Annotated in this window: 21 protein-coding genes and 1 tRNA gene; 11 read left to right on the plus strand and 11 right to left on the minus strand. The window is 71.3% G+C overall.

Annotated features, from left to right (window positions below):
• Positions 1–113: 113 nt before the first annotated feature.
• A complete protein-coding gene (gene dcd, locus ACNAYW_RS21705; protein ID WP_415851714.1) occupies positions 114–680 on the minus strand; it encodes a dCTP deaminase in 567 nt (188 codons plus the stop codon).
• An 80-nt stretch (positions 681–760) separates the two neighbouring features.
• Between dcd and ACNAYW_RS21710 the strand changes: the two genes are divergently transcribed.
• The 3 genes from ACNAYW_RS21710 to ACNAYW_RS21720 all read left to right on the plus strand — a co-directional run bounded on the left by ACNAYW_RS21710 (position 761) and on the right by ACNAYW_RS21720 (position 2888).
• Entirely contained in the window at positions 761–1345 is a 585-nt protein-coding gene (locus ACNAYW_RS21710) for a hypothetical protein (protein WP_415851715.1), read from the plus strand.
• A 75-nt stretch (positions 1346–1420) separates the two neighbouring features.
• A tRNA-Gly gene (locus ACNAYW_RS21715) sits at positions 1421–1494 on the plus strand.
• A gap of 188 nt (positions 1495–1682) precedes the next feature.
• The gene (locus ACNAYW_RS21720; RefSeq protein ID WP_415851716.1) at positions 1683–2888 is read left to right on the plus strand and encodes a DUF7373 family lipoprotein; all 1206 of its coding nucleotides are present in this window, start codon (positions 1683–1685) and stop codon (positions 2886–2888) included.
• Positions 2889–2909: 21 nt separating this feature from the next.
• Here ACNAYW_RS21720 and ACNAYW_RS21725 read toward each other — a convergent pair whose 3' ends face one another.
• Together ACNAYW_RS21725 and ACNAYW_RS21730 are read right to left on the minus strand one after the other, a co-directional pair.
• The gene (locus ACNAYW_RS21725) at positions 2910–3740 is read right to left on the minus strand and encodes a hypothetical protein (protein ID WP_415851717.1); all 831 of its coding nucleotides are present in this window, start codon (positions 3738–3740) and stop codon (positions 2910–2912) included.
• Positions 3741–3790: 50 nt separating this feature from the next.
• Complete coding sequence (locus ACNAYW_RS21730) at positions 3791–4162, minus strand: PLD nuclease N-terminal domain-containing protein (RefSeq protein WP_415851718.1); 372 nt, start codon at positions 4160–4162, stop codon at positions 3791–3793.
• 78 nt (positions 4163–4240) lie between these two features.
• On the opposite strand from ACNAYW_RS21730, the gene ACNAYW_RS21735 reads away from it, so the two are divergent.
• Both ACNAYW_RS21735 and ACNAYW_RS21740 read left to right on the plus strand, forming a co-directional pair.
• On the plus strand, positions 4241–4564 hold the full coding sequence (locus ACNAYW_RS21735) for a hypothetical protein (protein WP_415851719.1): 324 nt from the start codon (positions 4241–4243) through the stop codon (positions 4562–4564).
• Positions 4561–5340 carry an S-methyl-5'-thioadenosine phosphorylase gene (locus ACNAYW_RS21740; RefSeq protein ID WP_415851720.1) on the plus strand — a complete coding sequence of 260 codons (780 nt, stop codon included), beginning with the start codon at positions 4561–4563 and terminating at the stop codon, positions 5338–5340. The genes ACNAYW_RS21735 and ACNAYW_RS21740 overlap by 4 nt, the downstream gene beginning before the upstream one ends.
• Before the next feature lie 74 nt (positions 5341–5414).
• Here the strand turns inward: ACNAYW_RS21740 and ACNAYW_RS21745 are convergent, their stop codons facing one another.
• The 3 genes from ACNAYW_RS21745 to ACNAYW_RS21755 form a co-directional block, all read right to left on the minus strand.
• The gene (locus tag ACNAYW_RS21745; protein WP_415851721.1) at positions 5415–5747 is read right to left on the minus strand and encodes a hypothetical protein; all 333 of its coding nucleotides are present in this window, start codon (positions 5745–5747) and stop codon (positions 5415–5417) included.
• A 68-nt stretch (positions 5748–5815) separates the two neighbouring features.
• Positions 5816–6307: an SRPBCC family protein gene (locus tag ACNAYW_RS21750; RefSeq protein ID WP_415851722.1), complete on the minus strand. Its 492-nt coding sequence runs from the start codon at positions 6305–6307 to the stop codon at positions 5816–5818.
• A gap of 24 nt (positions 6308–6331) precedes the next feature.
• Positions 6332–7717, minus strand: a complete 1386-nt coding sequence (locus ACNAYW_RS21755; RefSeq protein ID WP_415851723.1) for an aspartate aminotransferase family protein — start codon at positions 7715–7717, stop codon at positions 6332–6334.
• Positions 7718–7878: 161 nt separating this feature from the next.
• Here ACNAYW_RS21755 and glsA point away from each other — a divergent pair, with 161 nt between their 5' ends.
• The gene (gene glsA, locus ACNAYW_RS21760) at positions 7879–9138 is read left to right on the plus strand and encodes a glutaminase A (protein WP_415851724.1); all 1260 of its coding nucleotides are present in this window, start codon (positions 7879–7881) and stop codon (positions 9136–9138) included.
• Positions 9139–9147: 9 nt separating this feature from the next.
• On the opposite strand, the gene ACNAYW_RS21765 is transcribed toward glsA, so the two are convergent.
• The 3 genes from ACNAYW_RS21765 to ACNAYW_RS21775 form a co-directional block, all read right to left on the minus strand.
• Positions 9148–10725, minus strand: a complete 1578-nt coding sequence (locus ACNAYW_RS21765; RefSeq protein ID WP_415851725.1) for a molybdopterin-dependent oxidoreductase — start codon at positions 10723–10725, stop codon at positions 9148–9150.
• 143 nt (positions 10726–10868) lie between these two features.
• Positions 10869–12509, minus strand: a complete 1641-nt coding sequence (locus tag ACNAYW_RS21770; protein ID WP_415851726.1) for a long-chain fatty acid--CoA ligase — start codon at positions 12507–12509, stop codon at positions 10869–10871.
• 45 nt (positions 12510–12554) lie between these two features.
• Positions 12555–13325, minus strand: coding sequence for an SDR family oxidoreductase (locus ACNAYW_RS21775; protein WP_415851727.1), 771 nt, complete (start codon positions 13323–13325; stop codon positions 12555–12557).
• Positions 13326–13486: 161 nt separating this feature from the next.
• Here ACNAYW_RS21775 and ACNAYW_RS21780 point away from each other — a divergent pair, with 161 nt between their 5' ends.
• Positions 13487–14947: an alanine/glycine:cation symporter family protein gene (locus tag ACNAYW_RS21780; RefSeq protein WP_415851728.1), complete on the plus strand. Its 1461-nt coding sequence runs from the start codon at positions 13487–13489 to the stop codon at positions 14945–14947.
• A gap of 45 nt (positions 14948–14992) precedes the next feature.
• Here the strand turns inward: ACNAYW_RS21780 and ACNAYW_RS21785 are convergent, their stop codons facing one another.
• On the minus strand, positions 14993–15544 hold the full coding sequence (locus ACNAYW_RS21785) for a TetR/AcrR family transcriptional regulator (protein ID WP_415851729.1): 552 nt from the start codon (positions 15542–15544) through the stop codon (positions 14993–14995).
• A 91-nt stretch (positions 15545–15635) separates the two neighbouring features.
• Between ACNAYW_RS21785 and ACNAYW_RS21790 the strand changes: the two genes are divergently transcribed.
• On the plus strand, positions 15636–17186 hold the full coding sequence (locus ACNAYW_RS21790; protein WP_415851730.1) for an MFS transporter: 1551 nt from the start codon (positions 15636–15638) through the stop codon (positions 17184–17186).
• 192 nt (positions 17187–17378) lie between these two features.
• Here ACNAYW_RS21790 and ACNAYW_RS21795 read toward each other — a convergent pair whose 3' ends face one another.
• The gene (locus tag ACNAYW_RS21795; RefSeq protein WP_415851731.1) at positions 17379–18527 is read right to left on the minus strand and encodes an alpha/beta hydrolase; all 1149 of its coding nucleotides are present in this window, start codon (positions 18525–18527) and stop codon (positions 17379–17381) included.
• 441 nt (positions 18528–18968) lie between these two features.
• On the opposite strand from ACNAYW_RS21795, the gene ACNAYW_RS21800 reads away from it, so the two are divergent.
• The 3 genes from ACNAYW_RS21800 to ACNAYW_RS21810 all read left to right on the plus strand — a co-directional run bounded on the left by ACNAYW_RS21800 (position 18969) and on the right by ACNAYW_RS21810 (position 22397).
• Positions 18969–19739 carry a deoxyribonuclease IV gene (locus ACNAYW_RS21800; RefSeq protein ID WP_068523522.1) on the plus strand — a complete coding sequence of 257 codons (771 nt, stop codon included), beginning with the start codon at positions 18969–18971 and terminating at the stop codon, positions 19737–19739.
• On the plus strand, positions 19736–20449 hold the full coding sequence (locus ACNAYW_RS21805) for a class I SAM-dependent methyltransferase (protein WP_068523521.1): 714 nt from the start codon (positions 19736–19738) through the stop codon (positions 20447–20449). The genes ACNAYW_RS21800 and ACNAYW_RS21805 overlap by 4 nt, the downstream gene beginning before the upstream one ends.
• Before the next feature lie 115 nt (positions 20450–20564).
• Positions 20565–22397: an acyl-CoA dehydrogenase gene (locus ACNAYW_RS21810; RefSeq protein ID WP_415851732.1), complete on the plus strand. Its 1833-nt coding sequence runs from the start codon at positions 20565–20567 to the stop codon at positions 22395–22397.
• Positions 22398–22558: the final 161 nt, after the last annotated feature.

The raw sequence follows: 22558 nt of genomic DNA on the forward strand, positions 1-22558 counted from the left end.
CCGCGCCCCCGCGGCCTCAGCCCCGCCCGCCGGTGTTGCCGGATCCGCCCGCGCAGGACCCCGCTCCGCGCCGCGGCCGGCACTCGGCGGACTGAGGCGCCCGGGCGGAGCGATCAGCTCTGGAAGTTGAGGTACGCCTTCGACGGCGTCGGGCCGCGCTGGCCCTGGTACTTCGAGCCCACCGACGAGCTGCCGTACGGGTTGTCCGCCGGGCTGGTGAGCCGGAACAGGCACAGCTGGCCGATCTTCATGCCGGGCCACAGCGTGATCGGCAGATTCGCGACGTTCGAGAGCTCCAGCGTGATGTGCCCGGAGAAGCCGGGGTCGATGAAGCCCGCGGTCGAGTGCGTCAGGAGGCCGAGGCGGCCCAGCGAGGACTTGCCCTCGAGCCGGCCGGCCAGGTCGTCGGGCAGGCTGCAGACCTCGAGCGTGGAGCCGAGCACGAACTCGCCGGGGTGCAGCACGAAGGGCTCGCCCTCCGCGGGCTCGACCAGCGACGTCAGCTCGTCCTGCCGCTGCTTGGGGTCGATGTGGGTGTAGCGGGTGTTGTTGAACACCCGGAACAGGCCGTCCAGCCGCACGTCCACACTGGACGGCTGCACCATCTGCGGATCGAACGGGTCGATTCCCAGGTGGCCGGATTCCACGTTGGCGCGGATGTCGCGATCGGAGAGCAGCACGGGTTCAGCGTAGGGCAGGCCGCGCGGGCCGCGAGCGTTGCCACGGGTAACGATCCCGGGCCGCGGACCGACCACAGAGCATGAAGCCCGCACGGATCGTGCTCCCCGCCCTCCTCGCCGTCGCCCTCTCCGCGTGCGGATCCGGGTCCGACGGTCCGCCGACCGGCACCGTTCCGCCGCCGGTCACGGCCTCCGAGACCCCCGATCCCGCGCTGGGCACGGCGTCGGACACCGTCGATCCCACCACCGCCTCCCCGCCGGCGCGGACCGTCGCCGACCCGGCCGATCAGTATCGGCCCGCCAACGGCCAGGGCGTGTACTTCTTCACGCCGACCCGCAACATCGCGTGCGGGCTCGACTCCACGACGGTCGGCTGCCAGGTCTTCAAGACCGGCGTGATCCCGCCCGGCGCCGATTGCGACCACGGGACCATGCCGCGCGACCAGCTGTCGAAGGGGTACGTCTCCCAGGCCGGCGGCGCGTTCACCCCGTCGTGCTTCAACCAGGGCCTGTTCTTCATGGTGGTCCCCGAGCAGAAGACGCTGGAGTACGGACACAGCGTGACCGCGGGCGGCATGACCTGCGCCTCCGAGGCCAAGGGCGTGACGTGCCGACGGGGCGATCGCGGCTTCTTCGTCTCGGCGCAGCGTTTCGAGCAGTGGTGACGGCCCGCAGGCACCGCCGGTGCCCGTGCTAGTGTTGCCGGTACGCGCGACGCCGTCGATGACGGGGCCGCGACTGCCGATGTAGTTCAATGGTAGAACTCCTGCTTCCCAAGCAGGTAGCGCGGGTTCGATTCCCGTCATCGGCTCCATTATCCTGAGTCGGCTCCACGCGATCAGGGCGTATCGCATCGGCGCCCCGCCGACTCGCCTGACACCCTCGAGATCATCTCGCGCCGGTCATCGCATGCGGGCGGCCCCCTACTGAACGGCAAGGTCTGGGCAAGTCGCGCTGTGTAACGTCGGCGCCATGACGGGCTTTCACCTTCGTCGCCGACCGATGATCCCGCTCGTTTCGGCCGCGGTCGCCATCGCCTGCTGCGGCGGATGCGGAAGTCCCATCGAGGGAACGCCCGTCGGCGACCCGTCGGCCACGCCCAAACTCGCCACAGGGAACTTCGCCACCACTCCGGCGGTGATCGGCGACGCGGCGACGACACCGGACGCGTGGCTGCAGGAGAGTTGGCGGATGGCGGACGGCGTCCCCACGCCGTGGTCGATCGACCCCGCCCTCACGGCGGCAGCCACCGGCTTCGTCGGCCTCGGCCTGGTCGCGCCGGTACAGCTGCAGTCCGTCGAGAACACGAAGGGAATCGCCGTCTTCAGCCTGGGCCAGATGCAGACGATGTACGGCATCCCCTTCCTCGGCGGGTTCATCACCGCGGGCGCCGACGGCACCCAGTCATCGAAGGTCTCCGTCGGCTTCCTCCATTACCCCGATGGGCCCACCGCGCGCCGCGCTGCGGATGCGCTCACCGAGAACACGCCCGTCCTGCCCGCCGGATTCGCCGCGCTCGAGGGCGTTCGATCACTCGGCGTGGACCGCGGCCCGGTGTCTCGTGTCGCTGCGGTTCTCCAAGACGGCGAGAATCTGCTTGTGGCAGCGGGATCGGCTCCAACCGTCGAGCGGGCCACCGAGCTCGCGGGGAAGGCCCTGTCGACCCAGCGCATCAAGATCCGCGACTACCGGCCCACCCAGTACTCGGGGATCCCTCCGTTGCGGGTGCCGATGGACCGCGACGGCGTCATGTCCCGCATTCTCACCGGCACGGGTTCGCCGCCGGAGGCGTACAAGCAACTGGGCCTCGCCCCTAATCGGTCGCCGTTCGACGGGTACCGATCGATCTACGCCCACACCATCGCCAACGTCGCCGAACGCGATCGCCTCGACCGATTCGCGACGACGTTCGGCGTCGACCTCATCTCCGTGGCGGAGGTCCCCGCGTTCGCCGTGTTGTACCGAACCCGGGAACCCGCCGCCGCGACGCTGCTGATTCGGGATCGTATTCCGGACGGTGAGTTGACCAGCACCGTGCCGGGCCTGGCCTCCGACGCCGCCCGATGCACGGTGGAGGAGAAGACCAATCGCATGACCCGGTGCTGGGTCGCGTGGGGCCGGTACGCCGTGACCGTGGGTAGCGGCGATCCCACTCTCGCGAAGCAGGCCGCCGCAGCGCAGTACTCGATTCTCAGGGCGGCGGGCTGAGCCCTGCCCGATTCGATCGCGTCACGCTGCAGCGGGCTTCGGGATCCCGCTCCGCGCCACCTGATCGGCGTAGAACTGGGCGTTGGTCACGATGAGGAAGGGCAGGATGGCGACCTGGCCGATCACCCACCCGACGGTCGTGAGCAGCAGGCTGGTGGCGGTCTGGGACGCGAGATCGGTGCTCCGGACACCGGCGGCGAGCGAGAACGGCAGGCTCACGGCCGTCGAGACCACGCCCAGCAGCAGGTAGGTGCAGATCACCCGCCCGAGCAGGCGCCAGTACCCGCGCCGCTGCAGGGCGAACGCGCGCCACAGCGCGTCGACGGGCCGCAGCTTCTCGAGCACGAGCATCGGTCCCGCGATCACCATCGCCGGCAGCGCGGCCATCACGACCACGGCGGCGAGAGCGAACAGCACCGTCGTGATCAGACGCGCCGACTCCGGCCCCGCTCGCACCGCGAGCGCGATCGCGGTCGCCGCCGCCAGCACGACCGGGGCGAGGACGACCGCCACGTCGAGCGCACCGAGGCCCAGGGCGGCGGCGAGGCGCGGCCGGGCCTGTCGCCACGCGAAGCGGAGCGAGGTCTTCTCGCCCGCGAGGTGCCGGGCGGTGACGACGGAGCCGATCGCCGTCACGGCGATGCTGACCACCATCCAGACGATCATCACCAGGAACGTGCCGGCCGGGTACAGGCCGAGCGTCGTGGCCACCTGGAGGCTGTCCCGGTCGGCGGCGGGCATCCAGCGCGGGTTACCGATGAGCGGCAGGCGGGCGAGCACGCCGAGAGCAGCGATCGTACTGAGGAGGACGGCCGAGAGCCCCAGCGTCGGTGCGGGATTCGCGCGGATCACCGCGAGGGAGGTGCGATAGACGCCGACCAGCCCGCGCGGCCGGGCGGCGTTCAGTCCTTGTCCTCGGCCGAGTCCGGATGGTTGCGCGCGTCCATCTCCTTGGCCCGGCGCCGCTGCTCGTCGGCGCGCTCGCGGCACCGCCGGAGGAACTCGTCGTCATCGTCCGGGTACTGGGCGATGTGCCGGCCCGGGCGCTCGTACTCGGGGAAGCCCGTGGTGCGCGACGGTCCGCCGCCGCCCGCGACGGCTCCGACGGGGCGCCCGAGCAGGAACCAGATCAGCGAGCCGGCGAGCGGGATGAGGATGACGATGATCAGCCAGCCGCCCTTCGGCAGGTGGCGCACCCGGTACTCGTCCGAGACGATCACGTCGATGAGCGCGGCGACCCACAGCAGCATGACGATCGCACCGAAATACGGCATCTTGAACCCCCACCCTTAGGAAAACGGATAGCCGATGCTACCGCGGACCTCGAATCCGAATCGACCTATTGTGGCAGCGTGAGTGATCTCAGTTGGCCCGCGGCCCGTGTCCTCAGCATCGGGAAGCGCTCCGGCGCCGTCCCCGGGCACCTCGAACTGACCGATACGCACCTGCGGTTCCGGCCCTCCGGGATCGCCGCGAAGCTGGAGGGCACGCCCTTCGCGGTCCAGCTCAAGCACGTCGCGGGCGCCGGGATCATCGAGGAGACGGTCGGCCTGTTCAAGCGGACCCGGCAGCGCCTGTGCATCACCCTCGGTGACGGCTCGGAGCAGCTCTTCGACACCGGCCGGCCCGACGAGGTGGCCGAGACCGTCCGCGCCCGCCTCGGAGGCGCGGCGTGATCGGCGTGATCGGCGGAACCGGGCTGTACCGGTTCCTGCCGGGCGGGAGCGAGCAGCGCACCGTCGACACCCCGTACGGGCGGCCGAGCGCCCCGATCACCGTCGGCGAGGTCGCCGGACGCGAGGTGGCCTTCCTCCCCCGCCACGGCCGCAGCCACGAGTTCTCGCCGCACTCGGTGCCGTACCGCGCGAACCTGTGGGCCCTGCGCAGCCTCGGGGTGCGCAAGGTGCTCGCGCCGTGCGCCGTCGGGAGCCTCGACGGTGCCGCCGGGCCCGGCACCATCGCGATCCCGGAGCAGCTCGTCGACCGGACGACGGGGCGGGCGTCCACGTACTTCGACGGTGGCGGGGTGCACGTGAGCTTCGCCGACCCCTACTGCCCCGTCCTGCGGGCCGCCGCCGCACCGCACGCCGACCGGGCCGCCTCGACGATGGTCGTCATCGAGGGGCCGCGCTTCTCCACCCGCGCCGAGAGCCGCTGGTACGCGGCGCAGGGCTGGGACCTGGTGAACATGACGGGGCTGCCCGAGGCGGCCCTGGCCCGCGAGCTCAAGCTCTGCTACGCCTCGATCGCGCTGGTCACCGACCTGGACGCCGGCATCGAATCCGGCGAGGGAGTCCGCACCGAGGACGTGCTCGCCGAGTTCCGCGCGAATCTGCCCCGGCTGACCGACGTGCTCACGAAGACCATCGCCGCCACCGATCCCGCCGCGCCGTGCGACTGTGCGGCGGGCGAGCACGACCTACCTGAGGGGCTCGACCCGGTCCGGATCTGATTCCCGCAGTTCTTGCAGGTTGGGGCGATGCGCGCACGGCGTGTCGCCGCCGCAACCCGGAGAAGTCGGGCGACTCAGCCGTGCGCGAGGATCTTGGCGCGGGCCGTGGCGCGTTCGTCGGCATCGATGACGCCGCGTCGCGCGAGGTCGTCGATCTCCGCGAGCCGCTCCTCGATCGACCGCTCCGCGCCGAGTACGCGGCTCTGCAGCGCCTGCACCTGCAGGTCCGTCTCGAGGGTGAAGATGTCCTGCCCCTTCTCCTTGGCCGCGCGGTAGTTCTTGACCCCGGTCACGATGATCAGCGTCAGAATGCTCACGAAGAACACCGCGAAGATCACCATGCCCGCGATGAAGAACCCCGGGATCCCCGGCGATTCCACGGTGACCTGCGGCGTGTACGGATTCATGCGCCGACTATAGCCCGAAATGCGAAATCCGCACGATCTGATTCGATAGTGCGGATTTCGCGGGACGGCTACGCCGAGCCGAGATAGCGCTCGGTGTCGCGCTGCAGCCACTTCACGACGAGACCCACCGGGAGACCGCTGAGGCCGATCACGCGGTCGCCGCCGATCGGCTCGATCAGCAGCGTCCACGTGAACACCGAGCCGCCCTCGGGGTGCGCCTCCACGCGGTACTTCTCCGCGAGCCGCGCCAGGCCGGGGGCGGTGGCGGACTGCACGTAGAAGGCCTTCTCGCACAGCGTCTCCGACTCCTCCCAGGAGTAGAAGAGCTCGTCGGCGCTGATCCCCGGGCCGAGGTGCACCCGGCGGGTGGAGCCGGCGGCGAAGGGCCGCGGGCTGGTCCACTCGATCTTCCGGATCCCCTTGCACCAGTGCAGGGGCCGGTCCGAGGTCAGCTCGCCCCACACCCAGGAGACGGGGCGCGCCGAGCGCACCGAGAACTCGTACACGCCGGGACGCCCGGCCTGCAGTTCGGCGGGGAGGACGGGCTTGAGAGCGGGCATGTCGGGCTCCTGGCTTCTACGGGGTCAGACGGTGTGCGCGTCCGCGACGTTGAGCGCCTCGTCGATGATGGCGAGGCCCTCGCGGGCCTCCTCGGCGGAGACGTTGCACGGCGGCACCACGTGGATGCGGTTGTAGTTCGCGAAGGGCAGCATGCCGCCCTTCTTGAGCGCGGCGACGGTCTCGTTCATCGCCGGGCTACTGCCACCGTACGGGGCCAGCGGCTCGCGGGTCTCGCGGTCGCGGACCAGCTCGATCGCGAAGAAGACGCCCTCGCCGCGCACGTCGCCGACGGACGGGTGCGAGGCCTTGAAGCCCTCGAGCGTGGGCCGGATGATCTCGTCGCCGATCGCCGCGGCGTTCTCGACCATGCCCTCCTCGGCCATGGCGTTGATGGTCGCGACCGCGGAGGCGGTGGCGAGCGGGTGCCCCGAGTAGGTGAGGCCGCCCGGGTAGGGCTTGTCCGCGAAGGTCGCGGCGATCTCGGCGCCGATGGCGACGCCGCCGAGCGGCACGTAACCGCTGTTCACGCCCTTGGCGAAGGTCAGCAGGTCGGGGACGACGGGGCCCGCCGCGGTGGCGGCGTGCTCGATGGCGAACCACCGACCGGTGCGGCCGAAGCCGGCCATGACCTCGTCGGCGATCATGACGATCCCGTACTTGGTGCACAGCTCACGGACGCCGGCCAGGTAGCCGGGCGGCGGCACCATGATGCCGGGGGTGCCGGGGATCGACTCGAGGATGATCGCGGCGATGGTGCCGGGGCCCTCGAGCACGATGGTGCGCTCCAGGTGCTCGAGCGCGCGCTGGCTCTCCTCCTCCTCGGTGGTCGCATAGAAGGAGGACCGGTAGAGGAAGGGACCGTCGAAGTGGGCGACGGACTCGCCGCCGAAGTCGCTCGCGAACCGGCGGGTGTCGCCGGTGACGTTGATCGCCAGCTCGGTGCCGCCGTGGTAGCTGCGGTAGCGGCTGAGCACCTTGCGGCGGCCGGTGTGCACGCGGGCCATCCGGATGGCGTGCTCCACGGCGTCGGCGCCGCCGTTGGTGAAGAAGACCTTGTCCAGGTCGCCCGGGGTGCGCTCGGCGATGAGCCGCGCGGCCTCGCTGCGGGATTCGTTGACGTGCTGCGGCGCGATGGTGCAGATCTTCGCGGCCTGCTCCGCGATCGCGGCGACGACCTTCGGGTGCTGGTGGCCGATGTTGGTGTTGACCATCTGCGAGCTGAAGTCGAGGAGCTTGCGCCCCTCGCCGTCCCACACGTACGAGCCCTCGGAGGCGAGGATCGTCATGGGGGTGATCTGCGCCTGTGCCGACCACGAGTGGAAGACATGGGCGCGGTCGAGCTCGTAGGCGCGGGCTCCGGCGGCGATGGCGTCGTCGAGGGCCCGGCCGTCGGGCAGCGTGTTCGTCATAGCTGTTACTCCAAGAAAATGTCTGCGGCAATGCCGGCTGGCGATATCCGCGGGTATGCGCTGCTCACCTGGTCACGTCACGGTGACTGCAACGATACTCGCCGCGTTCGGCCCGATTCCGGCGGCCGACGCCCCGGCGGACCGTCGGATAGCTTGGCGGTATGACCGAGACGAGCACGGACCGACAGCCCGGCGGGCTCACGGGTTTCACCGACAACCCCGTCAACGCGGCGATGGCCCGCGTGCTCGACGACGTGCGCCGCGAGGAGCATCCGGGCGCCGTCGCCGACTACATCCCGCAGCTGGCGACGGCGGACCCGGAGGCCTTCGGGGTCGCGGCGGTGTCCGTGCGCGGGCACAGCTACGGCGCCGGGGACTACCGCACGACGTTCACCGTCCAGTCGATGAGCAAGCCCTTCGTCTACGCCCTGGCGCTGGAGGCCCTCGGCGTGGAGGCGGTGTGCGCGCGGATCGGGGTCGAGCCCAGCGGCGAGGCGTTCAACGGCATCAGTTTCGACCCGTCGGGCCGACCGGAGAACCCGCTCATCAACGCGGGGGCGATCGTCTCGACGTCCCTGATCCCCGCCGCCGACGGTGCGGAGCGGTTCGCCGCGATCCGGGACGGCCTGTCGCGCTTCGCCGGCCGCGAGCTCGAGCTGGACGAGGCCGTCTACCGCTCGGAGTCGGAGACCGGCTTCCGCAACCTCGCCCTGGCCGCGCTCGCCCGCTCGACGGACGCGCTGCGCGTGCCCATCGAGGACGCACTCGACCCGTACTTCCGGCAGTGCTCGCTGCTGGTGGACGCGCACGACGTGGCGGTGATGGGCGGCACCCTCGCGAACGGCGGGGTCAACCCCGTCACCGGCGAGCGGGTGGTGAGCGCCGCGGTCGCGCAGCACACGCTCTCGGTGATGACGGGGTGCGGCATGTACGACCGCTCGGGGGCGTGGTTGGTGTCCGTCGGGATCCCCGCGAAGTCCGGCGTCGGGGGCGGCATCGTCGCCGCCACGCCCGGCGAGTACGGGATCTGCGTCTTCAGCCCGCCGCTCGACGAGGCCGGCAACTCCAGCCGCGGCGTCGCCGTCCTGCAGCGGATGAGCGGCGAGTTCGGCCTGCACCTCCTGAACCGGTCGATGACGCCGGTGAGCGCGGTCGCCTCCGTCACGACGGACCCCACCGGTCGCGTCGTGCTGCGGCTGCGCGGCGAGGTGGACTTCGTCGCGGTGGAGGAGGTGGTGCACGAGGCGCTCCGGCTGGGGCGCGCGCAGAGCGGCAGCACGATCGTCCTCGACCTCACCGACGTCACCCGCATGTCGACGGTGGCGGCCTACCTGCTCAACCAACTCGGTTCCGACATGGGCTACGGCGTGCGCGTCGTCGTGCAGGATCCGTCGAGCCTGTGCGTCACGACGTCGGCGTGAAAGCGGCGCTCAGCGCGCGGTGACGGTGACGCGGTGCCACCCCGTGGCACCGTCGGGGGCCGGCGGCGCCTTCGCATCGGTCTGGCCCCGCCCGGCCGCATCGGTGGCACGCACCTCGAGGACGTGCTCGCCGCGCTCGAGAGGCAGGGAGACGCTCCACTGCCGCCAGGTGTCCGGGCCGACGGTCTCGGCGAGCTGCGCGGTCACCCAGTCGCCGGAGTCGGCGCGGACCTCGACGCGGCCGATGCCGGTGTGCTGCGCCCAGGCCACCCCGGCCACCGTCACCGGGCCGGCGGAGACGGAGCCGCGCGGCACGTCGATGCGCGACTGCACCTTGATCGGGCCGCGCGCCGACCAGCCCCGCGGCGTCCAGTAGCCCTCGTCGGCGGCGAAGGTGGTGACCTTGAGCGAGGTCACCCACTTGGTCGCCGAGACGTAGCCGTACAGGCCCGGGACCACGAGCCGGGCGGGGAAGCCGTGGATCACGGGGAGCGGTTCGCCGTTCATACCGATCGCGAGCAGCGACGCGCGGGCGGGATCGCGCAGCACGTCCAGCGGTGTGCCCGCGGTGAAGCCGTCGACGCTGCGCGAGAGCACCATGTCGGCGCCCGCCCGCGGTCGCGCCCGTTCCAGCAGCGCCCGGATCGGGTAGCCGAGCCACAGGGCGTTCCCGATGAGATTGCCGCCCACCTCGTTACTGACGCACGCGAGGGTGGCGTGGTGCTCCTCCAGCGGCAGCGCGAGCAGCTCCTCCCAGGTGAGGGTGAAGGGCGCATCCACCATGCCGTGCACCTGCAGGGACCAGTCCTCCGGGGCGAGCTGGGGCACCCGCAGCGCGGTGTCGATGCGGTAGAACTGCGCCGTCGGCGTGACGTAGGGCGTGAGCCGGTCGATCGCCAGGTCGGCCCCCGCCGGGATCGGCGGTGCGACGGTGCGCGGCGCCGGCAGGCGGAGCGTCTCCCGTGCGGCCTTCACCGCCGTGGATCCCGCCGAGAGCAGGCGCGCCGCCACCAGGGCCACGACGGTGCCGCCTGCGGCCGCCCCGGTGACGAGGAGGAACCCGCGCCGGTCCACACCGCCGCCGCCCTTCGCCGACTCCGACTCCGGCTCGGGTTCCGGCTCGGGGGCGAGGCGCCGGATCGCGCTGCGCAGCAACAGAACCGACACGGCGATGCCCACGACGCTCGGTACCGCCCAGAGCGCCGTCGCGTCGGGGCGCAGTACCGCGAGCACCGCTCCGATCACGCCGACGACGCCGATCAATGCCGCGCCCCACGGCGGGCGGCGCAGTTCGAGCACGCCGGCGAGCGCCGCGCCGACGGCGATCACCACCGCCATCGTGGTGAGCAGGACCGCCTTGTCGGCGGTACCGAAGGTCTCGACCGCGAAGTCCTTGAGCCACCGGGGCGCGGCGTCGATGACGGCCGCTCCGCCCGCGAACAGCGTGCTGGCGCCGGGGGCGATGATCGCCGCGACCAGCTCCGCCGCCGCCAGGCCCGCCACGCCCGCGACGACACCGGCCAGCGCCGCCGCCCATCCCGTTCGCTGTGCGGTCGGGGTCTCGGTCTCCTCGGACACGTCGGTCATGGATCCAGCGTGGCACGCGATTCCCCCGTGCGGGCCGATCGCGCGGACAGCTCACGGTTCCGTAAGAATTCGCTGCGCCGCGAACGACGAGGGCCGCCGCAGCCCTTCCGGCTGCGACGGCCCCGTCGACTCGAATGCGCGGGTCAGCCGCGCGACTCCACCACGGAGTAGGTGCCGTCGGCGTATTCGGCACGGATGAGCTTCTTGTCGAACTTGCCGACCGAGGTCTTGGGCACCTCGGCGACGAAGGCCCACCGCTCGGGGATCTGCCACTTGGGCAGCAGGTCGGTCAGGAAGGCGCGCTGCTTCTCGGCGTCCGCATCGGCGGCGTCCTTGACCACGGCGAGCACGAAGGGACGCTCGTCCCACTTCTCGTCCGGCACGGCCACGACGGCCGCCTCGGCGATGGTGGGGTTGCTCATGACCGTGTTCTCGAGCTCGACGGAGCTGATCCACTCGCCGCCGGTCTTGATCATGTCCTTGGTGCGGTCGCGGATGGTCATGAAGCCGTCCGGGCTGATCGAGGCCACGTCGCCGGTGCGGAGCCAGCCGTCGTGGAACTTGGACTCGTCGGAGACGTTGCCGTCGGGCGAGTAGTAGGCGCCCGTGATCCAGGGGCCGCGCACCTCGAGCTCGCCGGAAGCCTCTCCGTCCCAGGGCTGCTCGTTGCCCTCGTCGTCGATGAGGCGAGCCTGCACCGACGCGGGGAAGCGACCCTGCGTGACGCGATAGCCGAACTCGTCCTCGGCGGAGATGCCGAAGGGCGGGCGCGAGACCGAGCCGAGCGGGCTGGTCTCGGTCATGCCCCAGGCGTGCACGATCCGGGTGCCGAGCTTGTCGAAGGTGCGGATCATCGACGGGGGCACGGCGGCGCCGCCGACGACGACCTCGCGCAGGTGCGAGATGTCCTGCGGCTTCGCGGCGAGCTGCGCGGCGACGCCGGCCCAGATGGTGGGCACGGCGGCGGCGAAGGTGGCCTTCGTGGCGTCCAGGATCTGCAGCAGCGGCTCGGGCTGCAGGAAGCGATCGGGCATGATCAGCGTGATGCCGCCCATCATCGCGGCGTAGGGCAGGCCCCACGACATGACGTGGAACATCGGCACGATGGCGAGCACCGAATCGGCGTTGCCGAGCGCCATGCCCGAGCTCGAGTTCACCTGCATCGAGTGCAGCCAGATGCTGCGGTGGCTGTAGACGACGCCCTTGGGATCGCCCGTGGTGCCGGAGGTGTAGCACATGACGGCGGCGTCGCGCTCCGAGATCTCGGGCCACGCGAAGACGGTCGGCTCGCCGGCAATCAGCTCGTCGAAGGAGTGCACCGTGATGCCCTCGGGCGCCTCGAGCGCCTCCTTCGGGCCGTTCGCGACGATGACGTGCTGCACGCCCGGGGTCGCGGCGAGGTACTTGCCGAGCAGCGGCGCCACGGAGGCATCGACGAGGATCACCTTGTCGTCGGCCTGGTTGATGATGAACACGGCCTGCTCGGGCGAGAGGCGCAGGTTCAGGGTGTGGAGCACGGCGCCCATCGCGGGCACGGCCGCGTAGGCCACCTGGTGCTCGTTGTTGTTCCACATGAACGTCGCCACGCGCTCGCCGCGCTGCACGCCCAGCTTGGTCAGGGCGTGCGCCAGCTGCGCGGCCTTGTCGCCGACCTCGGCGAAGGAGAGATCGCGCAGGCCCTCACCGGTCCACGTGGTGATCTTGGCCTCGGGGAAGACGCGGCGGCTGTACTCGACCAGGCGGGCGATCGTCAGCTCGCCGTCCTGCATGGTGGTCGCAATCACGGTGGTGGAGACTCCTTCTCGGATGGGAAATGCAGCCGACAGTGGCTACTGGCTGGTGATCTGGTTGATCAGGCGCACAACCGACCTGGGGGCGAACTTACTCGAATTGGACAGCAGCGTGGTCAGGGTTCCGACGGAATAGTGGACCCGCGGCAGGAAGGGCACCCGGATCGAGGGATGCACCGAGTTCCACACCTGATCCGCGACCTCTTCGGGCGTGATGTTCACGCCGAGCGTCTTCGTGCTCTTGGCGTCGGTCTCCGCCAGCGCCGTCTTGGCCCACAGCGGCCAGATCGCGACGACGCGGATGCCGTGCTTCTCCCACTCCAGCTCCAGCGCCTCTGTGAAGCCGGCGACGTAGAACTTGGCGGCGCTGTAGGTGGCGATGCCGGGCTGGCCGTAGATCGCCGATGCCGAGCTGATGTTCACCAGGTGTGCGTCCTTGACGCCGGTGAGGTACGGCAGCGCGGCCTTGGCGCCGTAGGTGACGCCGAGGGCGTCGATGTCGATCTGCAGCTTGATCTGCTCGGGCGTGATCTCGTCGAGGTCGCCGCTGAACAGCACGCCCGCGTTGTTGTCGAGCACCGTCAGGGTTCCGCCGGTGTGGGTGGCGAAATCGGCGAGCGCGGCCTCCCACTGGCCGTAGTCCGTCACGTCCAGCGTGCCGGTCACGATCGCGGGATGCTCCGCCTTCAGCTCCGCCAGCGCGGCGGCGTTGACGTCGTAGACGCCCACCGTCCACCCCTCGGAGAGGAAACGCAGGGCCGTGGCCCGGCCGATGCCCGAGGCACCGCCGGAGATGAAGATCGAAGGCATGGCGTCCAACCTACCCGCTGGTCAGGCCGGGGTAAAGAGCCTACTGAACGGCACTCAATTAGCGGTGCGTACCGACCGCTCGCCCGTTTTCGCAGGTCCGACGGTGCCGGCGCGACCGGCATGAAACCATCGAGGTACCGCACGCTTCACGAGAGGAACGAATGACCTCGCTCGTCGACCACGCCAACGCCGTCATCAGCTGGCTCAGCGTCAACCTGTACAACTGGGTGCTGATCTACCTGCTGCTGGGCATCGGCGCTTACATGACGATCCGCACCCGGTTCGTCCAGGTTCGACTGCTGCCCAGAATGTTCCGCGCGCTCGGCTCGTCGCGGTCGGACGCCGAGGGCGGCATCTCCTCGTTCCAGGCCTTCTGCGTGGGGCTCGCCTCCCGCGTCGGCACCGGCAACATCGCGGGCGTGAGCGTGGCGCTCGTCCTCGGCGGACCGGGTGCGGTGTTCTGGATGTGGGTCGTCGCGCTCGTCGGCATGGCCACGGCCTTCGTGGAGGCGACGCTGGCGCAGATGTTCAAGGTGCGCAACGAGGACGGCAGCTTCCGCGGCGGTCCCGCGTACTACATCCAGCGCGGGCTCGGCTCCCGGCGCTGGGGCATGGTGTTCGCCGTCCTGCTGATCTTCGCCTTCGGATTCGCCTTCAACATGGTGCAGGCCAACACGATCGGCGGCTCGCTCGCCTCCACCTTCCACCTCGACACCGCGTGGATCGCCGTGGGGCTCATGGTGATCACCGCGCCGATCCTCTACGGCGGCGTGCGCCGCATCGCGAAGGTGGCCGAGGTCATCCTGCCCGTCATGGCGCTGATCTACGTGGGCCTCGCACTCGTCATCATCGCCCTGAACATCACCGCCTTCCCCGAGGTGATCCGGCAGATCGTCGCCGGGGCCTTCGGCCTCGACGAGGCGCTGGCCGGCACCGCCGGCGGCATCCTGGCGGCCCTGCTCAACGGCGTGAAGCGCGGCCTGTTCTCCAACGAGGCCGGCATGGGCAGCGCGCCCAACACGGCGGCGACCGCCACCGTCTCGCACCCGGCGAAGCAGGGGCTGATCCAGTCGCTCGGCGTCTTCGTCGACACCATCGTCGTGTGCACCGCGACCGCCTTCATCGTGCTGGTCTCCGGCGTCTACACGCCGGGCACGGATCCGGAGTCCGGCGGCGCCGTGCTCACGCAGGACTCCGTCGCCTCGGTGCTGGGCGGATGGACGACGGTGCCGATGGCGCTGCTGATCTTCGTGTTCGCCTACTCGTCGATCATCGGCAACTACTCCTACGCCGAGATCAACCTCAACTTCCTCGGCGTCGAGGGCCAGCGGCTGCGCATCCTGCAGACGCTCGTCCTCGCCGCGGTCGGCTTCGGCACCCTGGCCCAGCTCGAGACCGTCTGGATGCTCGCCGACGTGGCGATGGCGCTCATGGCTACCGTCAACCTGGTGGCCATCGCCCTGCTCGGCAAGTGGGCCTTCGGTGCGCTCCGGGACTACGACGCCATGACCAAGCGCGGCGCCGACGACCGGTTCGTCGGGCGCGGCAACCCGCACCTCCCCGGCGACCTGCCGGGCGACGTGTGGGACCCGATCGACGACGGGGCGCTGCGCACGCACTGACGGTGCCCCCGCACCGTCGGGGACGACGTTTCCGACGGTCCGCCGTCAGGGCGCACCGTCGACCATGCGGGCGACGACGGCGAGGAGGCCGGCCATCTGCTCGTCGGTCGCGCGGCGGCGGCCGCCGCTGAGGGCGGCGTCGTAGTAGAGGCCGTCACCGAGGAGGAGCACCGCGCGGGCGGTGGCCTCGTCGGGCACCTGCCGCTGCACCGTCGCGAGGAAGCGGTCCTGCATCGACCGGATCGCGCGCTCGGCGCGGTCGTTCGCGGCCTGGCTCAGCCGCAGCACCGCGACGATCGCGCGGTCGAGCTGCGAGTCGTCGTAGTTCGACGTGCGCACGTAGTACTCCACAGCGCCTTCGGGCGCGGCGGCCATCAGCTCGACGTCGGCGGCGACGAGCTCGTCGAGCCAGTCGCACAGCCCGTCGACCAGCGCCTTCTTCGACCCGAAGTGGTAGAGCAGCCCGCCCTTGCTGACGCCGGCCTCGGCGGCGACGGCCTCGAGCGTCGCGGCGCGTTCGCCGTGCTCGATGAGGATCTTCACGAAGGCGTCCAGCAGTTTGGCGCGGGCGGCGGGAGGGGGCGGCACACCTCGCATCGTAGGGGTGATCGCGGTCTCTCGTTTCTATACCGTCCAGCTGGTACAGTAACGATGTTCTCGACACCACGACACCCCAGGAAGTGCCGCCATGACCACCACGCTCCCCACCACGACCGCGTCGTCCGCGCGCGCCACGGTGCGCGACTGGGGTGCGCTCGCGGTGCTGATGCTCCCGGTGTTGCTGGTCTCGATCGACGGCACCGTGCTCGGCTTCGCGCTGCCCTCGATCGCCGCCACCCTCGGCCCGACGGCCGCACAGCAGCTGTGGATCATCGACGTCTACCCTCTGGTGCTCGCCGGCCTGCTGGTCTCGATGGGCAGCCTCGGCGACCGCTGGGGCCGGCGCCGCCTGCTCCTCCTGGGCGCCACCGGCTTCGCAGCGATGTCCGTGGTCGCCGCCTATGCCCCCACGGCCGCTGCGCTCATCGCCGCCCGCGCGGGTCTCGGCTTCTTCGGCGCGATGCTGATGCCGTCCACCCTGTCGTTGCTGCGCAACATCTTCACCGATCCGCAGCAGCGACGGCTCGCCATCGCGGTGTGGGCCTCGTGCTTCGCCGCGGGCGCCGCGCTCGGCCCCATCGTGGGCGGCTTCCTGCTGGAGCACTTCTGGTGGGGCTCGGTCTTCCTCATGGCCGTGCCCGTACTGATCCCGCTGCTGATCCTGGCCCCGATCTTCGTGCCCGAGTCCCGCGACCCGAAGCCGGGCCGCATCGACCCGGTGTCGATCGTGCTCTCGCTGCTCGCGCTCACCCCGATCGTGTACGCCGTGAAGACCCTCGCCAAGGGCGGCGACCTCGTGGTCGTCGCGGCGGCCCTGGCGATCGGCGTGACGGCCACCGGCCTGTTCCTGCGCCGGCAGCTGCAGCGCCCGGACCCGATGCTGGACGTGCGGCTGTTCGCGGACCGTCGCTTCTCCGGCGCGGTCGCGGTGAACCTGCTCAGCGTGTTCTCGCTGGTCGGCTTCATGTTCTTCGTCTCGCAGCACCTCCAGCTGGTGGTGGGGATGAGCCCGATGGACGCCGGCTGGGCGCTGGTCCCGGGGCTGATCACGATGATGGTCGCGGGCCTGTACGTGGTGCGGGTCGTGCGGTGGATCGCCCCGTCGACCGTGGTGGTGGGCGGCATGCTCGTCTCCGCCGCCGCGTACGCCGTGGTGATGGCCTTCGCCTCCCCCGAGTCCACGCTCGCCGTGCTCATCGCCTTCGCGATGCTCGGCGTGGGCATCGGCGCCGCCGAGACGCTCTCGAACGACCTCATCGTCTCGTCGGTGCCCGCCGAGAAGGCCGGCGCGGCCTCGGCCGTGTCGGAGACCGCCTACGAGCTGGGCTCCGTGCTCGGCACGGCCGTGCTGGGCTCGATCCTGGCCGGCGCCTACGCCGCGAAGCTCGTGCTGCCCGCGGGTCTCACCGGGGAGCAGGCCGCAGACGCGGGCGAGACGCTCGCGGGGGCGCACCACGTCGCCTCGCAGCTGCCGCCCGAGACCGCCGACGCCCTGGTCCGGGCCGCCGGTCAGGCGTTCGACGCCGGCGTCTCGGTGACCTCCGCGATCGGCGTGGTGCTCATGCTGGCCGCGGCCTGGATCGCGCACCGCACGCTGCGGGCGCCGTCCTCGTCGGAGTCCGCGACCGCCGCGCAGTAATCCCGTAGCCGCCGCGCCGCGGCGCTCGCCGCCTCCGCGTGGCCGGTGAGCGTCGCGGCCGCGCGGGCGGCGAAGGCGAGCACCTCCGGCGGTCCCGTCGTCGCGTGCCACCGCGCCGCCTGGTCGGCCAGGCCGTCGGCCGCGGCCTCCCAGCTCGCGGCGACCCGCGTCAGCTCCTCGAGATCCACCTCGTCAGCGGGCATGCGGTCCCCCTCCCGTCAGGATGGTCGCGAACGCGTCCAGCGCCCGCGAGCCCTCGTCGAAGTACCCCGAATGCGCGGCCATACCGAGGCCCGTGGGCGCCTCGGCGTCCACCTCCGTCGCTCCGAACGACGGTGCCGCCGGGTCCATTCCGAGCCCCAGCTCCACGCCGAACAGCCGGCGCAAGCCCTGTGCGGCGCCATCGGTCGCGCCAACCCGCGCGACCGGGTCGTCGGAGTCGCGGGCCACGAAGACGGGCATCCCCAGTTCCGCCGCGGCGCGGACGGGGCCGGTTCCCGGGGCGCCGAACAGCACCATCGCGTCGACAGTGCCCGCCAGGGCGCCGCCCGCACCCGCCGTGGCCGCCGTCGTGGCGCCATAGCTGTGCCCGAAGACCACGACCCGCGGATCGTCGGGCCGCATCCGAGCGAGGTCGGCGAGATCGGCCCGCAGCTCGGCGGCGCCCCGTCGGGCATGGGCGCCGGTGAGGACCTGCGCGACGGCCGTGCGGCCGGACGGCGCGTCGTACCCGATCCACGCCAGCGTCGCGGTCGCCGTCGTCGGGTCCGCGCGGCGGGCGGCGGCCTGCAGGTTTACGGCGTTGCGGGTGACCGCCCCGATCGACGCCGCCGTCGTGCCCATGCCCGGAACCACGACGCCGATGGTGCGGGCGGTGTCGAGATCGCCGATCGCCACCGCCACCGCGCCGTCGCCGCCGAAGGCGCCCGGGTCGTACTCGAACAGCTGCACCGTGGCGCCGCCGCGGCCCAGGTCGCGCAGGCGCGCGTCGATCGTCTCGAGCGTCCGCCGCCGCGGCCCGGGCGGCGCGGCGCGCAGGTCCGCGGCGAGGCGGGCGCGGTTCTCCCGGTCCCGCTGCGCGGCCGACGCGGGGCGGTCCGGCGCGCGCACCGGGGCCGACGGTGCCCTCGCCGGGACCCGCGTGCCAGCGAGCGGCACGGCGGCAGGGAGCTCGATCGCCGCCAGCCGGGCCGCGAGTTCGCCACCCCCGCTGCGGATCTCCGCCGCCGCGCGATCCAGAGCGGCGTCCAGTTCCTCTGCGGCGCGGGTCTCGAGCCCCGCCCACCGCTCGTACGCGTCCGCGGGTTCACCCCGCCACGCCGTCGCCCGCACGACCATCATGGCGTCACGCTAGGCCGCCGCACCCCCTTTGCCGGGCCGCGAACCGGGTGCGCGGGCACCGTCATCCACAGGACCGCGGTCCTCCACAGGTACGCATCATCCGCTCGCGGCGTCCGTCGCCGCTCGGCGGGCCGGCGTCCCGTGGGGGAATCGGCTCCGCGCGGGGGACGACCGACCCCACACTCGACGCCGCTCCCGCGGTGGGGGACCGAACGCCTGGCAGGGGAACCGGCTCCGCGCGGGGGACGAACCGCGCGGGAAGCCGCAGGCGCACCGGCACGCCGGCGAGCGCGGCCCCGGCCATGCGTGCCACGCATGGCCGGATCGCTCAGATACGCCTCCCACCTGCGCTGATTCAAGCCATGCGTCGCACGCATGGCTCTGCCGGGAGGACACACCGACCCCGCCGCCCTCCGCGCGCGGACGCACTAGGCTGGGCGCATGCGCATCGGTGCCCATGTCCGCAGTGACACCCACCCCGTCGAAACGGCCGAGCAGCTGGGGGTGGACGTGATCCAGATGTTCGTCTCCGACCCCCAGAGCTGGAAGAAACCGGAGCCGCACCCGCAGACGCAGGCGCTCAAGGACTCGCCGCTGGAGATCGTCGTGCACTCGGCGTACGTCATCAACGTCGCGAGCCTGAACAACCGGCTCCGGATGCCGAGCCGCAAGGCCGTCGAGCAGCAGGCCGCCGCGGCCGCCGACCTCGGCGCCTTCGGGCTGGTGGTGCACGGCGGACACCTGCGCGACGGAGAGGACTTGCAGGCGGGGATCGACAACTGGCGCAAGCTCTTCACGCGCCAGGAGGAGAAGGGCGGCTTCGGCGTACCGATCCTCATCGAGAACACCGCGGGCGGCGACGGGGCGATCGCTCGCCAGTTGGAGACCATCGACCGGCTGTGGGACGCCGTCGGCGACCAGGGCGCCGGCTTCTGCCTCGACACCTGCCACGCCTGGGCGGGCGGCGAGGAGCTGATGGGCATCGTCGAGCGGGTCCTGGCGATCACCGGCCGCATCGACCTCGTGCACCTGAACAACTCCCGCGACGAGTTCGACTCGGCGCGCGACCGGCACGCGAACCTGCAGGACGGCACCATCGACCCCGACCTGCTGGCCGACGTGGCCCGCGCGGCCGGGGCGCCGATCATCCTCGAGACCCCGTCGGACGGCCTCGCCGACGACGTGGCCTACCTCAAGGAGGCCCTGCTGTGAGCACGCCCGACACCACCCCCGACGGCATCGACCGGACCGACGAGGAGCGCGAGGAGGGCGGCATCGGCCCCCTCTCTCCCGCCGAACTCGCGCACGGGGAGAAGCAGCTGCGCGGCGCGAAGGAGTGGGACGCCCGCTACCGCGCCACCGAACTGGTGTGGGGAACGCCACCCGACCCGTGGATCGTCGAGCAGGTGACCGTGCTCCCGCCCGGCCGCGCCCTCGATGTGGGCGCCGGCGAGGGCCGGCACGCGCTGTGGCTCGCGACCCGCGCGTGGGACGTGACGGCCGTCGATTACTCGCGCGTCGGGCTCGACAAGGCGGCGACGGTGGCCGCGCGGTCGCCGCGCACCGTCCGCGCCCGGCTGCACTGGACTCCGCTCGACATCACCGTCGACGCGATCCCCGACCAGCCCTACGACCTGGCCGTCTGGGCGTACGTGCATCCCGATCCCGAGGACCGGGCCGCCGCGATCGCCAAGGTCGCGCACGCGCTGGCGCCCGGCGGGCTGCTCCTGCTGCTGGCGCACGAGAAGGCGGACTCGCACCCCGGCCTGCCCACCTTCGGGGCCGCCGAGCTGTCGGAGGCGCTGCCCGAGGACATGGTGGTGGAGCACGTGGAATGGCGCGAGAGTGATCCGTACCACGGCACGGGCACTGACCTGGCTGTTCGCGCACGTCGTCGCCGCGAGGAGGCGATCGCGCCGTAGGGGTGCTTGCACTTGTTCGCACGCGGCGAGCGCGTTATCCTATTCATATTACCGAGCGGTAACTTACCGGCAGGTAACAGTCCGACAGCCTGATCTGAGAAGGTGGAACAGCCCCATGGGCCATTACAAGAGCAACGTCCGCGACATCGAGTTCAACCTCTTCGAGGATCTCGGCGTCGGCGAGGTGCTGGCTTCCGGTGCGTACGGCGACCTCGACGAGGACACCGCCAAGGAGATGCTGCGCGAGGCGGCCCGTCAGGCCGAGGGCCCCATCGCCGAGTCCTTCGCCGAGGCCGACCGCAACCCGCCGGTCTTCAACCCGGAGACCCACGAGGTCAAGATCAACGAGGCGTTCAAGAAGTCGCAGGCCATCTTCGCCGACGGCGGCTGGGCTTACCTCGGCCTCAACGACGAGCTCGGCGGCACCGACGTGCCCCGCTCGCTGTACTGGGGCATCGGCGAGCTCTTCCTCGGCGCCAACCCGCCCGTCTTCATGTTCGCCGCGGGCCCCGGCTTCGCGCAGATCCTCTTCGACGAGGGCACCGACGAGCAGAAGAAGTGGGCGAAGATCGCCGCTGAGCGCAACTGGAACGCCACCATGGTGCTCACCGAGCCGGACGCCGGCTCGGACGTGGGCGCGGGCCGCACCAAGGCCATCAAGCAGGAGGACGGCTCCTGGCACATCGAGGGCGTGAAGCGCTTCATCACCTCCGCGGTGATGGACGGCATGTTCGAGTCCACCTTCCACCTCGTGCTGGCCCGCCCCGAGGGCGGCGCGCCCGGCACCAAGGGCCTGGGCCTGTACTTCGTGCCGAAGCACCACTTCGACGAGCAGGGCAACCTCGGCGAGGAGAACGGTGTCTACGTCACCGGCGTCGAGCACAAGATGGGCATCAAGACGTCCACCACCTGTGAGGTCACCTTCGGCGGCCACGGCAAGCCCGCCAAGGGCTGGCTCGTGGGCGAGGAGATCAAGGGCATCGCGCAGATGTTCAAGGTCATCGAGCACGCCCGCATGATGGTCGGCACCAAGGCCATCGGCACCCTCTCGACCGGCTACCTCAACGCGCTCGACTACGCCAAGCAGCGCGTCCAGGGCGCCGACCTGACCCAGATGGCCGACAAGACCGCGCCGCGCGTGACCATCACGCACCACCCGGACGTGCGCCGCTCGCTGCTCACGCAGAAGGCGTACGCCGAGGGCCTGCGCGCCGTGTACCTGTACACCGCCGCGCACCAGGACGTCCGCACCGCGACCCCCGTCTCGGGCGCCGACGAGGAGATGGCGTTCAAGGTCAACGACCTGCTGCTCCCGATCGTCAAGGGCGTCGGCTCCGAGCGCGCGTTCACGCTGCTCGGCACCGAGTCGCTGCAGACCTTCGGCGGCTCCGGCTTCCTGCAGGACTACCCGATCGAGCAGTACGTCCGCGACTCGAAGATCGACTCGCTGTACGAGGGCACCACCGCCATCCAGGCGCAGGACTTCTTCTTCCGCAAGATCCTCCGCGACCGCGGCGCCGCGCTGGGCCACGTGGCCGGGCAGATCACCGCGTTCATCGAGGCCAACGCCGGTGGCGCCTTCGCCGCCGACGTCGCGCTGCTCAAGACCGCCGCCGAGGACGTGCAGGCCATGGCCGCCACGCTCACCGGTTTCGCGCTCGCCTCGCAGCAGGAGCCCAAGGAGCTGTACAAGGTGGGCCTCGGCTCCGTGCGCTTCCTCATGGCCTTCGGCGACCTGATGATCGGCTGGCGCCTGCTGCACCAGGCCGTCATCGCCCAGGCCAAGCTCGACGGTGGCGCCGCGGGCGCCGACAAGTCCTTCTACGAGGGCAAGGTCGGCGTCGCGAAGTTCTTCGCCGCGAACGTGCTGCCGCAGCTCACCGGCACCAAGGACATCATCGCCGCGATCGACAACCAGGCGATGGAGCTCGACGAGGCCGCGTTCTGATCGTCCCCTCCTAGCCACGAGTACCCGAGGGCGCCCCGACCACCGGNNGGGGCGCCCTCGCCCGTTCCCGGGCCCGACGGTGCCTCCGACGTGCGCGCTGCGCCGTCGGGCAGCCACCGTAGGATTGCTACCGACCTGCGCCGACGACCTCCGGAGTGCCC

Source organism: Tsukamurella ocularis (genome assembly GCF_965138335.1).
Taxonomy (GTDB): Bacteria; Actinomycetota; Actinomycetes; order Mycobacteriales; family Mycobacteriaceae; genus Tsukamurella; species Tsukamurella ocularis_A.